Here is a 14536-nt window from a genome sequence, read left to right as displayed (position 1 = left end):
GGTACCGGCGCCACCAGGGGCGCGGGCCGGCGAGACGGGGGTACGGCATGGCGGAGGCGCTGCGGGTCGGTCTGCTGGGGTACGGGCTGGCGGGTCGGGTCTTCCACGCCCCGCTGATCGCCGCGACACCCGGACTGCGGCTGGACGCCATCGTGACGCGCGATCCGCAGCGGCGCGAGCAGGCCCACCAGATGTTCCCGGACGCCCGCCTGGTCGACGACGCCGACGAGCTGTGGCGTACCCCTGACGCTCTGGACCTGGTGGTGGTCGCGACGCCGAACCGGCAGCACGTGCCGATGGCGCGGGCGGCGCTCGCCGCCGGCCTGCCGGTCGTGGTCGACAAGCCCCTCGCTCCCACCGCCGCGGACGCCCGGGCCCTCGTCGAGGAGGCCGACCGGCGGGGGGTGCCGCTGACGGTGTTCCAGAACCGCCGCTGGGACGGCGACTTCCTGACCGCCCGCGCGCTGGTGGAGAGTGGCGAGCTGGGACGGGTGCTCCGGTTCGAGTCCCGGTTCGAGCGGTTCCGCCCGACGATCAAGCCGGGGTGGCGGGAACTCGCCGGGGTGGACGAGGCCGGTGGCGCCCTGTTCGACCTGGGCGCGCACCTCGTCGACCAGGCCGTGCAGCTGTTCGGCCGGGTCGAGCGGGTCTACGCCGAGGTCGACCGCCGCCGGGCCGGCGCCGAGGTCGACGACGATGCGTTCGTGGCGTTGACCCACGCCAACGGGGTGCGCTCGCACCTGTGGATGGGGGCCATCACCGCGCAGCTCGGCCCGCGACTGCGGGTGCTCGGCGACCGTGCCGGCTACACGACCTACGGGCTGGACGTGCAGGAGGCCGCGCTGCACGACGGCGGCCGACCGGACCAGCCGGGCTGGGGCGAGGTCCCGCCGGAGCGGTACGGCCTGCTCGGCGTCGACGGTGACCTGCGCCCCACGCCGACCGTGCCCGGCGCGTACCAGAGCTTCTACGCCCAGGTGGCGACGGCGCTGCGCGACGGCACGCCGATGCCGGTCGACCCGCGCGACTCGGCCGCCACGGTCGAGTTGATCGAGCTGGCGCACCGGTCGGCGGCCGAGGGCGTGGTGCTGCCGGTCCCGGCCGCCTGAGCCCTACTCCGTCTGCTGCTCGGAGGGGGCCTCTTCCCGCTCGGAGGAGGTCTCGTCCTGCTCGGAGAGGGCAACCTGCTGCTCTGAGAGAGCGTCGTTCTGCTCGGAGAGGGCATCGTCCGGTACGCGGGCGTCGTCGTCGGTCAGCGCGTCGTCCGACGAGGTGGTGAGGGCGGCAAGCCGACGCTCGGCCTCCCGGACCTCCTCGTCGAGCCGAGGGTTCTCCTCGTCGGGACCCTGCGACATGAGCGACCTCCAGCGCGCGCGGACCGCCCTCGTGTACCCGGCCTGGGGCGGGGAATGCGCGCACGGCACCCGGCCGCGTCCGGGGTTGATCCACTCCACTTCCGCGATGTTGCGGCATCACAACCTCGGGATGCCCCCACATCGGCGAAGTCGAGTTGATCGAGCAGGCTCGGCTTGATCACTTGATGCTCACCAGTTCCAGGAAGCCTCTACGAACTGGTGAGCATCAAGTGATCAAGGACTACGGAAGGCGCGCCGGTCATGCCGATCGACGAACCCGTATCCAGGGCCACCGAGCTGTTCACCGCCAAGCGCGTACTCGACGCGCACTGGACGGATGCGCCCGACTCACCGTGGCGGGCAGGTGGATGCCTGGAGTGCAGAGGGCGGGACAACTGCCCTCAGCTTGAGTGGGCGTCAGCCCTCGCGGCAGAGGTCGCCTCGGTCATGTTGCAGAAGAAGTGACCCGAAGCGCGAAGGGATGGGTCGAGCACCGGGTGGGCCGGGGGGCGCGGGGGGCGTTGCCGGCCCGACCCGGTGCCGGATCAGCGCTGCTTCAGCTCGCGCCAGGACGGGTGCGTCCCGCGCCAGGCATCGGCGAGGATGGTCGCCGAGGCCCGGCTGGGGCACTGCTGCACCCGCTCGCGGCCCGACGCCCCACCGATCTGGGCGCGGACCTCCCAACCTTGCCCATCAGTACGGATGTACACGTCCCGGCGCCCGCGCGGGGTCGTGTCACCGTTCCACCAGTGTTCCTCCACCTTCATTCGCCGACCGTATAGCAATTTTCGCGCCGGGGGTACGGCGCAGGTGAGCAGATACAGGGGCGATAGCGGCAATACGGGCGCACTTCCACCTGTGTGGGCGACGGGGAGGAACCGCATCGGCGACTCCTCCCCGCCCTGAGCGATGGATCAGGCCCCCGTCACATACCGCTGAGGACGCCCGCCAGGGTGCTCGCCAACTTGTCCTGCCCAGAGGGGCTGGGGTGCGGCGAGCCACCCTCTGCGGTGACCTGAATGTCACCCGGAGTGAACGGCGGTGGGAAGGCCACCCGGACGGCCGGGTCGAACGGGACACCCATCTGGATGGCCCAGTTGAGGTCGCTGATCACACCCCGCACGGTGCCCACCCAGAGGGGATCGATCAGCGGCGACAGCATCGACACCGGTTGCGGCGGTATGTAGGACAGCAGGGCCGCCGGCAGGTACGCCTTGAGCTGCATCCAGGCGTACTGCCCGATGTCGATGTTGGCCGGGGTGATGTCGTAGTAGAGCATCCACACCACCTTGTCGGCGCCCGCCGCCAACAGGGAGTTGACGATGAAGGTGGCGTCGGCGGTGACACCCGCGTACCGGCTCGGACCGTCGTAGCGGGGCACCTGCACGTTGATGTAGTAGTCCTCGCCCACCGGCAGGTCGATCCAGAAGTTGCAGCCGCCACCGTTGGTGATGATGCCGCCCTTGCCACCCACGGCCGCCCACTCGAAGCGGATCAGGCCGTACGGGTCCAGGGTCTCCGCCGCGAACTCGTAGGCCCGGCACTTCGCCAGCCGGGTCAGCACCGTCGTCCAGTTGGTGTTGTTCACGCCGCCGGTCGTGACGTGGTACGCGTCGTGCTTGTCGCTCTTCGCCTTGGCGATGCGGGCGGTGGCGAGACCGAGCGGGCTGGCCACCCGGGCCCACGCGTTGCCGCACGAGTCCGGACCGGCGCGACCGGCGATGATGTCGCCGGTGCCGTACCCGGTGCGCGCGTAGTTGTCGTAGTCGACGATGCTGCCGTCCATGTCGAAGTAGCGCCGGGCGTAGCTGTAGACGCCGTTGTTGCCGGGCATCATGCGGTCGTCGAACGAGGTGTTCGGGCAGCCGGGTCCCATGATCCCGTAGCCGAACTGGTGGTGCGACGAGCTGATCGAGTCACCCGTCACGGTGAGCACGGTGTCGTCCTCGACGGTCTGCACCTCCCGGCAGCGGATCCGGTCCTTGTTGGCGTCCACCAGGGTGGGGTTGCCGTTGACCTGGGGGCAGCCGGTCGGCGGCGGGGGCGGCGGCGACCCCGGACCGCCGGTGGGCCAGGGCGGCCCGTCGGTCGGGTCGGTCGGGTTGCTGGGTGACGACGAGCCGCTGGGTGAGGCGCTGCTCGACGGCGAGGAGCTACCGGACGGCGACGCGCCGCCGGACGGGGAGGAACTACCCGACGGCGACGCGCTACCCGACGGTGAGGAACTGCCGGACGGCGACGCGCTGCCCGACGGCGACGCGCTACCGGACGGGGAGGAACTGCCCGACGGGGACGCGCTACCGGACGGAGACGCGCTCCCCGAGGGAGAGGAGCTGCCCGACGGGGACGCGCTGCCCGAGGGAGAGGAACTACCCGACGGCGACGCGCTGGCCGAGGGCGACGTGCTCCCCGAGGGGCAGGGCGAACCGCTCGGCGAGGAGGTGGGCGAACCGCTGGGCGACGTCGGGGACGTGGGCGCTGTCGCGGTCGCGGCGGGGGCGCGCTGCGCGACCGCCTGGGCCGTCACCGGCGGCCGGGTCTGCCGGGTCGGCGAGGCCGACGCCGAGGGCGACGCGGAACCGGTCGGCGTCGGGCAGTCGGCGGCCGCCATCCGGTTCTGGGTACGGATCTGCGCGAGCCGCTCCTCGACCTCCGCCGGGAGCTTCCCGCCCGGCTTGACGCACGGGTCGAGCAGCCAGGTCGTACCCTCCAACTCGCGGGTGCAGGGCGGCGCGGCGGACGACGAGTCGGCCACGGGGGTGGCGTTGGCCGGGGCGGGCGACGCGCCGCCGGCGGTCGGGGCGACGATCGCGGTGAGGGTGGCCACCGCCAACGCCATTCCGGCGGCGAAGAGAACATTGTGGAACGACCGGGTGGGTCGCGGTCCTGGTGGTCCGCTTGCATCCAGTTGGCTCATGCCGTCCTCCAGGGACTGAGTGCACCGGTAGGTGTGTTACCGCACGGTAGGGAGGCGCGCGGTAACCCGGTAGATCAGTCGTCCTTACCTACTGTCGAGCGGCGATCGCTCGTGGTGACCTGTCCCGGCACGCCCGGACGTCTGCTGGCCGAGCACGACGGCCAGCTCCCGGCGGTTACGGACACCCAGTTTCGTGAAGACCCGGGCCAGGTTGTTGTTGACGGTGTTGACCGACAACCCGAGCCGGTCGGCGATGCTGCGGCTGGACAGGGCGACCGCGAGCAGCGCGACGTCCCGCTCGCGGCGGGTCAACGTCGCCTGCTCGACGCCCACGGCGGTCGCGGCGAGCAGCGGCGTCCGTACGCCCCGGCACGCCTCGGCCAGCGTGGCGGCCCGCTGCGCCACCGCCAGCCGGGGTCGACCCCGGCGGGCGTACGCCCGGGCGGCGACGCCGACCACCTCGGCGGCGAGCAGGGTGTGCCCGCGGGAGACGAGGTCGTCCGCGGCTGCCTCCAGGGCCGGACCGTCGTCGTGGAGCAGACCGTCGGTCGCGCCGGCGAGAGTGGACGCCAACCCGCCGAGCTGGTCGGCGAGGGCGTGCAGCCGGTCCCGGACCGGCTCCGGGGCACCGAGGCGCGCGCACTCGTAGAGCGCCACCGCCTCGATGGTGGGCTGCTCGCTGCCGCGGGCCAGGTCGGCCGCGTGCCGGGCGGTACGGAGCGCCGCGGTGCGGTCCCCCTCGGCGACCTGCACCCAGGCGCGGTTCAGCTCCACCCAGGCGTGGAAGATCCGGTTGGCGGTCCGCTCCCGGGCGTCCGCCGCGGCCAGCCAGCGCCGCGCACCGGACAGGTCACCGGCCAGGGCCCGTACGCCCGCCAGCTCGGCCCAGTACGTCCGTACCAGGTGGTACTGGTCGTTCTCCTCGACCAGCGCGATGGCCTCGCGCAGGTCGGCCTCGGCGGCGTCGAGCTGCCCCTGCGCCTTGCCGATGATCCCGCGGAACCCGGCCCACACGGCGACCATCCCCCGCGCGTCGCTGGCCACCGCCGCGCGGTAGCCCTCGTCGGCCAACTCGACGGCCTCGGCCAGCTCGCCGGCGGCGTACCGGGCGTAGCAGAGCCCCAGCCCGACCTGGGCCTCGTTCCAGGGGAGGTGCTCGGGCGCGGCGGCGAGCACCGCCCGGCCCCGCCGCGCCAGCTCCGCCGCGAGTCCGAGCCGGCCGAGCATGCCCGCCGCCGAGGCCGCGCCCATGGTCGCCCAGCTCGCCGCGCGGACGCCGGTGTCGGGGCGGGCGAGCACAGCCTGACCGACCGCCAACGCCGCCTCGCACCGGCCGTCGTAGAACAGCACCCACGAGCGGGTGGCCTCGGTCAGGTCGTGGCCGGGCGAGCCCGCGGGCACCATCCGCAGTGTCTCGTGCGCCTCGTCGATCCGGTCCAGACCCCAGTACAGCAGCCCGGCCCGGGTGATCGCCCAGATGGCGAGCCGCTTGCTGCCCGGTGGCGGGGCCGGCGGGAGCATGTCGAACGCCTCCTGGCTGCGCGCCTGGTACTGCAGAACCCGGGCCAGCAGCCACTGCGCCTCCCACCCCGGGTCGGCGTCGTACGCCGTGCGGGCCAACCGCTCGGCCAGGTCGATGTCGAACCGGTCGATCGCCTGCCGCGCGGCGGCCAGCGCGATGCCCGGGTGCCGAACGCTGCCGGAGCGCAGTTGCCACACGCCGGCCACCAGCGCGTCGTCGCGGCGGCGCAGCGGCATGCTCGCCAACACGTCGGTGAGCTGCCCGAACACCGTCCGGGAGCGGCTGGCGGGCATGCTGGCGCGCAGCGCCTCGCCGTAGAGCGGATGGGCCATCCGCAGGGCCGTACGGGCGCCGGAGCGCTCCGCGACCACCATGCCGCTGCGTTCGGCGGCCTCGATGGCGGCGGGGTCGACGAAGCGTTCCAGCAGGGCCAGGGAGAGGGGTTCGCCGCAGGCGACCACCTCCAGCACCTGCCGGGCGGCCGGTTCGAGGGCGCGCAACCGGGCGCTGACCAGCTCGGCCAGCCGGGGACTGCCGGACGCGGTGCCGCGCCAACGCCAGACGCCCCGCACCTCGTGCAGGCCGCCGGTCTCCATCGCGTCGGCGAGCAGTTCCCGCAGCAGCAGCGGGTTGCCGTCGGCGAGCTGCCGCAGCCGACGGCGGCTGAGCGCGTCGAGCGGACCGGGCGCGGCCTCGTCGAGCAGGTGGTCCACGGCGGTGGCCGGCAGGGGACGCACCTCCAGTCGCCGGCCGGAACCGGTCCACAGTGAGGTGAGGGCGTCCGAGAGTGGTTCGCCCGCGCGGACCGTCGCCACCGCCACCGCCAGGCCGTGCACGGCGAGCTGGTGCAGCAGCCCGGCGGACGGCTCGTCGAGCAGGTGTGCGTCGTCGATCCCGATCATGACCGTGCGTCCGGCGCTGCGCCGGGCGAAGTCGCGCTCCACGGTGACGACCAGCCCCATCGGGTCGGCGTGCGGCCGGGTCGGTGCGGGGATGAGGTGCGAGACCGCGCCGAACGGGATCGAGCGGGCCGCGCCGGTCGCCGACACCCAGTGGCACTCCACGCCGTTGTCGCCGGCGCGGGCCAGTGCCTCGCGCAGCAACCGTGTCTTGCCCACCCCGGCCTCGCCCACCAGCACCAGGCCGGGCACCCGCGCCGTCACGACGTCCTCGATGGTCTTCAGCTCGACGTCGCGGCCGACGAGTCTCCATTCCCCACGTCCCGGCATGACGACCCTCACCTCGCCCTCGGGGCAGCCCTGCCGTCCACCCTATGGGCAGTCCCGACACTTCCGCTCGACGGCGGTCGATGCGGTCAGGACGAGGTGGTGAGCAGGTAGTCGTCCGCCTCCGGGCTCCACCGCAGGTCGACCGCGCCGCTGGTGGCGGCGGCCTTGCAGAACTGCAGGAAGCTGCGGTAGCCGAGCTTCTTCTCGCTGAAGTCGGGCCGGACCCGGCGGAGCTGGTTCTTCAGGCCGGAGAGCGCCACCGGGTTGCCGGCGCTGCCCAGGTCACCCACCACACCCCGGAGCAGGCCGAACGCCACCTCCCGGTCGCCGTGCTCGGGCAGGGACACCTCGGGGTCGCCCTTGGCGGGCCCCTCGGCCAGGTCGACCACGTTGTGCTCGGCGAGGTGGCGCAGCAGCTCGCCGAAGGTGCGGAAGCCGTAGTCGGACTCGCTGAAGGTGGGGTCCTTGCGCAGCAGGGTGCGCTTGAGCCGGGAGGCGGTCACCTCGCCGCTCGCGCTGCCCTGCAACCCGGCCACCGTCTGGGCGACCTGCACGGCGAGCGTGTCCACGTCCCGGCCGGGTTCCTCGTCCGCCGGCTGGTCCTCCACCTCCGGCTCGCGCTGCTGCTCCGGCTCGGGCGGCCGCTGGTCGGGGCCGTTCTGCCGGGCCGGGCGGGCATGCCGGGCGCGTACGGGCGGGATGTCCACGCCCTCCAACCGGTCGTAGTACAGGAACTCGTCGCACGCCGGTGGCAGCAGCGCCGACGTGGACCCCTCCACCCCGACGCCGATGACCCGCTTGTTGAGCTCCCGAAGCTTGTGGACGAGCGGGGTGAAGTCGCTGTCGCCGCTACAGATGACGAAGGTGGAGATGTAGTCGCGCTCGAACGCCAACTCGATCGCGTCGACGGCCATCTTGATGTCGGCGGCGTTCTTCCGGGACGCGCCCATCCGCTGCGGGATCTCGATCAGCTCCACGTGGGACCGGGTGAGCATCCGGCGGTCCTCGTCGAAGTACGACCAGTCGGCGTACGCCCGGCGCACCACCACCCGCCCGCGTTCGGCCAGCGCGTCGGCGATCGGCCGGAAGTCGAAGGCCGCGCCGCCACGGTGGTCGCGGGCCCCCAACGCCAGGTTCTCGTAGTCGAGGAAGAGGGCGATCCGATCTTCGTGCTCCACGCGGCTCACCCTACGCCGCCCGAACGGGGTCCGGAGGCACCCGACGCGCCGCAGCTCAACTCGACGTCCGTCCATTTCTTGCAGCTCAATAGTCGACTCTTTTCATCTTTGGATTGTTGTCTTGCAGTGTGATGTACCGGTGCTGCATCATGGCGGTCAATGTCGGGCGTCCAGGGGAACGCCGGGCGGACCTCCACCACCACCCACCCAGGAGGGTCACCGATGTCTCGCAGCACCCTGCCGACGCGCGGACGCCCGGGCCGCCGCCCGGTCGCCGCCGCCGTCGCGCTCGCGGCCGGCCTCACCGTGCTGGTCGCCGGACCCACCGGGGCCGCCGCCGGCCCGGCCGGGTCACCCGGCACACAACCGGTCGTCACCCGGGCGGCGCTCGATCCGGCGCTCGTCGCCGGACGCGGGGCCGACGTCGACTTCGTCGAACAGGAGGCCGAGAACGCCCGCACCAACGGCGAGATCATCGGCCCGGACCGGTCCGCCTACACCCTGCCCGCCGAGGCGTCCGGCCGTCGAGCCGTCCGGCTCACCCGCGGCGAGTACGTCGAGTTCGTCCTGCCCCGCGCCGCCAACGGGATCACCGTGCGGTACAGCATCCCGGACGCCCCCACCGGCGGCGGGATCACCGCGCCGCTGAAGGTCGCCGTCAACGGCACACACGTCCGCACCATGACGCTGACCTCGCAGTACTCGTGGCTCTACAACCAGTACCCGTTCACCAACGACCCCCAGGCCGACCTGCTGCACCCAGACTGGTGGATCACCGAGTGCCAGTGCGTGCCGTCGGCCACCACGCCGTACCCCAGCATCACCAAGCCGTTCCGGCCCACCCACTTCTACGACGAGCAGCGCCTGCTGCTCGGGCGTACCTACCGGGCCGGCGACAAGGTCCGGCTCACCGCGCCGACCGGCACGGCCGCCGCCTGGACGGTCATCGACCTGCTCGACTCCGAACTGGTCGCGCCGCCGCGGGTACGGCTGCTCGCGGCGAACGTCCTCGCGTTCGGGGCCGACCCCACCGGCCGGCGGGACTCCGCCGACGCGATCGACAAGGCCATCGCCTTCGCCCGGCGCGCACACCTCACGGTCTACATCCCGCCGGGCACCTACCAGGTCAATCGGCACATCATCGTCGACGACGTGACCATCGAGGGCGCCGGCAACTGGTGGACGATCGTCAAGGGGCGCGAGGTCGCCCTGCCGACCCCCGCCCCGGACGGCTCGGTGCACACCGGCGTCGGCTTCTACGGCCGCGACGCCGCCGACGGCGGCAGCCGCAACGTGCACCTGTCCGGCTTCGCCATCGAGGGCGACGTGCGCGAGCGCATCGACAAGGACCAGGTCAACGCCATCGGTGGCGCGATGAGCGACTCCACCATCGACGGACTGCACCTGCGGCACACGAAGGTGGGCCTCTGGTTCGACGGGCCGATGCGCAACGTCCGGGTCACCAACACCATCGTCGTCGACCAGATCGCCGACGCGCTCAACTTCCACACCGGCGTGACCGACTCTCTCGTCGCACACACCTTCGTCCGCAACACCGGCGACGACGGGCTGGCGATGTGGTCGGAGAAGACCGCGAACGCGCGCAACACGTTCGACCACAACACCGTGCAGTCGCCGACGCTCGCCAACGGCATCGCCATCTACGGCGGCACCGACACGACCGTCTCGCACAACCTGGTCGCCGACCCGGTCCGCGAGGGCAGCGGGCTGCACGCCGGCGCCCGCTTCGGCGCGGAGCCGTTCGCCGGGTACCTGCGGTTCACCGGCAACACCACGGCCCGCGCCGGCACGTACGACCTGAACTGGAACATCGGACTCGGCGCGATCTGGATGTTCGCGCTGGACCGCAGCATCGACGCGGCCGTCGAGGTGACCGGCGACGCGTACCTGGACAGCACCTACAACGCGATCATGCTGGTCAGCGACTGGCCGGTGAAGGACCTCTACTCGATCACCAACGTACGCTTCCGCGACGTCCGGGTCGACGGCACCGGCACCTCGGTGGTCAGCGCCCGTACGGCCGGGTCGGCCTCGTTCGCCAACGTGGACGCCCGCAACGTGGGCGCGGTCGGCGTCAACAACTGCGGGTCGTTCCACTTCACCCCGGCCGGCTCGGAGTTCACCCTGACCGACCTGGGTGGCAACGACGGTGGCTGGCTCGCGCCGTGGCTCCTGCCCAACACCATCACCTGCGACGACCGGCCGCCGGTATCGCCACCGCCGTCAACGCACCCGGACGTACGCCAGCGGCACGCTCGTCGGCTGGCCGTCCCAGGCGCCGCGCAGGGTGGCACCCCGCGTACCACTCGCCCCGGCGACCGGCCGGCGGACGACGACCAGCTCCACCGTGTCGGTGACGATCAGCGTGTCGTCCTCGTCGACGACCCGCTGGACCGCGCCGACCTCCGGCACCGGCCCGCTGCCGCCGTCGACGTCGATCGTCACCGCCGGCGGTCGCACCTCGCGCCGGCCGTCGACCTCGAAGTACTGCTCGGCCTGGCCGGCGCCACTCAGGACGGCGTGGGTCAGCGCCGCCGCGTACACCGGGTCGGCGCAGGCTTCGTACACCCAGCGGCGGCCGAGCACCGAATGCTCGAGCGTACCGACCAGCCACTCGTCGGCGTCGTCCAGCGGCGCGGCGCGGTAGGTCAGCGGGACCTGGTGGACCGGCCCGTCGGCGGCGGTGACCAGGATCGTCTCGATGCCGACCTCCCCGGCCGGGTCGTCGAGGCGGTACGCCCCCCGGCTCACCACCTCGACGCCGGTCGGCCCCTCGTACCAGGGGCGGCCGGGCAGCCAGGTCGTCAACAGCTCGAGCTTCGTGGGGCGCAGTGTCGCCCGGTGCAGGAGTGCCATGCGCAGGGAGCCTAGTCAGAACCCCTCGCACGGGTTGCCGCCCACCGTGCAGCTCTCCGGTTCCCGGGCCTTCGGCCGGCTGTCGCGGACGTCGAAGCGGATCGTCCGCGACCCGCCCGCCGGCACGGCCGCGCCGGTGAAGGTGAGCGCCTGGCCGTCCCGGGACCAGTCCGCCCCGTCGACGTCGTCGACGCTGCTGCCCTCGGCCAGGGTCACCACCACGGTCCACTGCTCGACGGGCGCCGGCCCCGGGTTGTCCACCACCACCTCCCCCGTGTAGCCGAACAGGCGGCTGGAGTCGGTGTCGTAGCGCGCGACCAGTGGGGGCGGGGACGGCGGCCCGTTGGGAGTGGGCGTGACTGACGGCTTCGCCGACGGGGTACGCGTCGGACGGGCGCTGCTCGTCGGTGTGACGCTACGCGACGGGCGCGCGGACTGCGTGGCCTTTGGTTGCGTGGTCGGTGCCGCCGCCACGACGCTCGGCTGCGGTGGCGTCGCTGTCGGCGACGAGGTGGGCGCGGCCACGGGGTGCGACTCGTCCGGCAGCGTCAGCCACGCCACCGCCCCCGCCGCCAGCAGGACCCCGACGAGGCCGACGACGACCGTCCGCCGACGACGCCGGACCGGGCCGGTCGCCGCGATCACCGGCAGTTCGGTGGTCATCCCGGCCTCGCCACGCCGCAGGTCGACCTGCTGGAACGCGAGCCAGTCCAGAATGGCCGGCAGCCGCACGGTCAGCGCCTGGCGCAGTTGCTGTTCGCGGGCGTCGCGCTGCTCGTCCGACCAGCCGCCGTGGGTCGGCACCTCCCGTACGGCCAGCCGACTGCCCTCTTTGGTGGCGGCCAGGGTGCAGGTCAGCTCGGTGAGCCGACCGGCCTCGTCGCAACGCAACGCCAGCAGCTCCGGCACCCGCCGCTCGGTCACCTCGACCTCGACATCGGCGTCGAAGCCGGGCAGGTCGGCCGTGTGCAGCAGCAGCCGGTCCGGTACGCCCTCCACCATGTCCGCCTCGGCGAACCAGCGGCCGAGCAACTCCCGATCCGTCAGTGCGAGCCAGACCCGGTCGGACGGGTGGGACAGGTCGACGTGCGCGCCGATCTCGATCACGGCGAGACTCTAACGGGTGGCCGGGAGCCCACCGGCCCGGAGGCCGGCTCAGCCCCAGCGCGCCGCCCGCTCGGCGGCCGTCGCCAGCGCCCGCCGGGCGGCGGCGCTCAGCTCGGCGACCAGTTCCGCCGCCGGCACCTCCCGGGCGAGCGGATGCGCCTGGCCGGCCCACAGGCTCGGCACCGAGGCGTCGCCGGCAGCCCGGGCGGCGGCGAGCAGGGGACGGGTCAGGTGCAGCACCTGCGGATAGCCGGCCGGCGCCTGCGCGTCGTGCGTCCGCAGGAAGTCGTTGACCACGCCACGAGCCCGCTTGCCGGTGTACGCCCTGGTCAGCGCGGTCGGCGCGACGCCGGCCACCGCCGCGCGGTGCACCGGCGAGGTGCCCGCCTCCGGGCAGCGCAGGAACGCCGTACCGACCTGCGCCGCGACCGCCCCGGCGGTCAGCACCGCCGCCAGGGCGGGACCGTCGGCGATCCCGCCGGCCGCCACCAGCGGCCGGTCACATCCCGTGGCGGCCAGCCGGAGCAGCGGCAGCAGCGCGTAGTCGTCGTCGTCCGGCATGCCGCCGCGGTGCCCGCCGGCCTCGGTGCCCTGCACGACCACCGCGTCGACACCCAGGTCGACGGCGGCGGTGGCGGCGTCCGGCCGGGTGACCGTGGCCCACACCTCGGTGCCCCGCTCCCGCAACGCCGTCACCGCGGCGCGGTCGGGCAGTCCGAACGCGAAGGACACCACCGGCACCGGGTCCGCGAGCAGGGCGGCCAGCTTTTCCGGGTACGCGTCGTCGCCGCCCACCGGATCGCCGAGCGCCACCCCGAACGCCTCGGCCTGCGGGGCGAGCCGTCGCCCGTACGCCAAGACGGCGGCCTCGTCGACCGGGCCGTCACCGGGTAGGAAGACGTTGACCCCGAACGGCCGGTCGGTGCGGGCGCGCACCGCGGCGATGTCGGCGACCAGCCGGCCGGTGTCGATCATGCCGGCGGCCAGGACACCGAGTCCGCCCGCGGCGGAGACGGCCGACACGAGATCCGGCGTGGACGGGCCGCCGGCCATCGGGGCGGCGACGATCGGGTGGCGAAGCGCGGACAGCACGGACATCCACCCATCCTCCCGCACCACGCCGGTCCCCCGGCGTCGTCGTCGCTCAGCGTCGGTCGGTGTGCCGCCGCCACAGCAGTCCGGCCACGGCGAGCAGCGCCAGCAGCGTCCCGGCGCCCGCCGCCAGCGACCACACCTGTCCGGCGCCGATGCCGGCCGCCTGCGCCGCCGGGCTGGCCGCGGCGGCCGACGGCGGAGCCGCCGTGGTGGACTCCGCAGGATGATCGGCGGGGGCCGCCGTCGCGGGATACCGCAGGATCGTCGGACGACTGCCGGCCGGCTGGTCGGCGGACTCGGAGACGGTGAGAAGCGAGCGACCGTCCGGGCTGTAGGTGATCGACTCGCCCTGCGGCTCGTCGGGCAACGGGGTGATCCGCGGGGTGCCCGCGGTGAGCGCGGCGACCAGGTCGCCGCCGGACACGTCGTACTCGAACGCGTCGGCGTAGCTGCGCAGCACCACCCGGCGGCCGTCCGGTGCGCTCGCCGCGCCGGTCACGACGCTTCGGCCGAGGAACGAGAACGGATTGCTGGTCGTGGTGGACGGCAGGACCACCTTGCCCACCGAGGCCAACGGCGTGGTGGCGCCCGGCTTCAGCGCGGTGCTCGGGGCGTACAGGACGACAGTGCCGCTGCCACCCTTGGTGATGACCAGCGGCCGGCCGGACGCGTCGATCAGCAGCGCCTCCGCGTCGTGCGCATTGTCCGGGTACCGCATCCGGTACAGCACCGGCCGGTCCGCGTCCGGCGCGAGCCGCCACACCGCGATCGTCTCGCGGTCACGGTCGTTGTCACCGATGTCGGCCACCCAGACGACGCCGTCCCGGCCGACCGCCAGGTCCTCGGTGTCCCGGGGTCGGGTGGGGTAGCTGACCGTCCGCGCCACCGCGCAGCGCTTGTCGAGGAAGAAGATCCGTCGGCGGGCCTCGTCGTCGGCGCCGTCGTTGACCACGACGTACCCGTCCTCGGTGGCGACCATCCCGGAGATCTCGTTGAGCCGCTCGTCGCGGATCTCGCACACCGGGTCGCCCGCCCGCGCGGCCGCCGCCGGGGCCGCCGGTACGACCACGGCCAGCGACGCCGCGCCCGCGAGCAGGGCCACCAGCCGCGCCGCCGCGCGGACGTGCCGCCCCGGGGCAACCCACCCGCGTACCCGCATCGTCCGCCTCCTCGTCGCGGCCGGTGGCCCGGCCGTCCCGCCCATCCTGGCCGATCCGGGCCACCCGCGGCGACCAACCGCGCGGACCCGACGACAT

At 73.5% G+C, this 14536-nt stretch carries 11 protein-coding genes and 1 pseudogene; 3 read left to right on the top strand and 9 right to left on the bottom strand.

The window, feature by feature from the left end; translation table 11 throughout:
• Positions 1-47 precede the first annotated feature (47 nt).
• The gene (locus AC3EN4_RS23900) at positions 48-1109 is read left to right on the top strand and encodes a Gfo/Idh/MocA family protein (protein WP_435207927.1); all 1062 of its coding nucleotides are present in this window, start codon (positions 48-50) and stop codon (positions 1107-1109) included.
• A 3-nt stretch (positions 1110-1112) separates the two neighbouring features.
• Here AC3EN4_RS23900 and AC3EN4_RS23895 read toward each other — a convergent pair whose 3' ends face one another.
• From AC3EN4_RS23895 to AC3EN4_RS23885, 3 genes are all read right to left on the bottom strand, one after another.
• A complete protein-coding gene (locus AC3EN4_RS23895) occupies positions 1113-1355 on the bottom strand; it encodes a hypothetical protein (RefSeq protein WP_435207925.1) in 243 nt (80 codons plus the stop codon).
• A gap of 545 nt (positions 1356-1900) precedes the next feature.
• The gene (locus AC3EN4_RS23890) at positions 1901-2122 is read right to left on the bottom strand and encodes a hypothetical protein (RefSeq protein WP_355050387.1); all 222 of its coding nucleotides are present in this window, start codon (positions 2120-2122) and stop codon (positions 1901-1903) included.
• A gap of 158 nt (positions 2123-2280) precedes the next feature.
• Positions 2281-3351 (bottom strand): hypothetical protein, encoded by a 1071-nt coding sequence (locus AC3EN4_RS23885; protein ID WP_435207923.1) that lies wholly within the window; start codon positions 3349-3351, stop codon positions 2281-2283.
• Between the two features lie 4 nt (positions 3352-3355).
• On the opposite strand from AC3EN4_RS23885, the gene AC3EN4_RS23880 reads away from it, so the two are divergent.
• On the top strand, positions 3356-4291 hold the full coding sequence (locus tag AC3EN4_RS23880) for a collagen-like domain-containing protein (protein ID WP_435207921.1): 936 nt from the start codon (positions 3356-3358) through the stop codon (positions 4289-4291).
• A gap of 65 nt (positions 4292-4356) precedes the next feature.
• Here the strand turns inward: AC3EN4_RS23880 and AC3EN4_RS23875 are convergent, their stop codons facing one another.
• Together AC3EN4_RS23875 and AC3EN4_RS23870 are read right to left on the bottom strand one after the other, a co-directional pair.
• Positions 4357-7023: a LuxR C-terminal-related transcriptional regulator gene (locus AC3EN4_RS23875; protein ID WP_435207920.1), complete on the bottom strand. Its 2667-nt coding sequence runs from the start codon at positions 7021-7023 to the stop codon at positions 4357-4359.
• An 86-nt stretch (positions 7024-7109) separates the two neighbouring features.
• On the bottom strand, positions 7110-8201 hold the full coding sequence (locus tag AC3EN4_RS23870; protein ID WP_435207918.1) for an NYN domain-containing protein: 1092 nt from the start codon (positions 8199-8201) through the stop codon (positions 7110-7112).
• 222 nt (positions 8202-8423) lie between these two features.
• On the opposite strand from AC3EN4_RS23870, the pseudogene AC3EN4_RS23865 reads away from it, so the two are divergent.
• A pseudogene (locus AC3EN4_RS23865) lies at positions 8424-10445 on the top strand (glycosyl hydrolase family 28-related protein); the annotation flags it as partial.
• Here the strand turns inward: AC3EN4_RS23865 and AC3EN4_RS23860 are convergent.
• Genes AC3EN4_RS23860 through AC3EN4_RS23845 form a run of 4 tightly spaced genes read right to left on the bottom strand, consistent with a single transcriptional unit; the run spans position 10446 to position 14439 of the window.
• Complete coding sequence (locus tag AC3EN4_RS23860) at positions 10446-11078, bottom strand: CG0192-related protein (protein ID WP_435207988.1); 633 nt, start codon at positions 11076-11078, stop codon at positions 10446-10448.
• Between the two features lie 15 nt (positions 11079-11093).
• A complete protein-coding gene (locus AC3EN4_RS23855; RefSeq protein ID WP_435207917.1) occupies positions 11094-12185 on the bottom strand; it encodes a cellulose binding domain-containing protein in 1092 nt (363 codons plus the stop codon).
• 48 nt (positions 12186-12233) lie between these two features.
• On the bottom strand, positions 12234-13283 hold the full coding sequence (locus tag AC3EN4_RS23850; RefSeq protein WP_435207916.1) for an NAD(P)H-dependent flavin oxidoreductase: 1050 nt from the start codon (positions 13281-13283) through the stop codon (positions 12234-12236).
• Between the two features lie 46 nt (positions 13284-13329).
• On the bottom strand, positions 13330-14439 hold the full coding sequence (locus tag AC3EN4_RS23845) for a hypothetical protein (RefSeq protein ID WP_435207914.1): 1110 nt from the start codon (positions 14437-14439) through the stop codon (positions 13330-13332).
• Positions 14440-14536 lie beyond the last annotated feature (97 nt).

This window comes from Micromonospora sp. bgisy143 (assembly GCF_057708145.1).
This window is presented reverse-complemented; position numbering and strand designations above follow the sequence as displayed.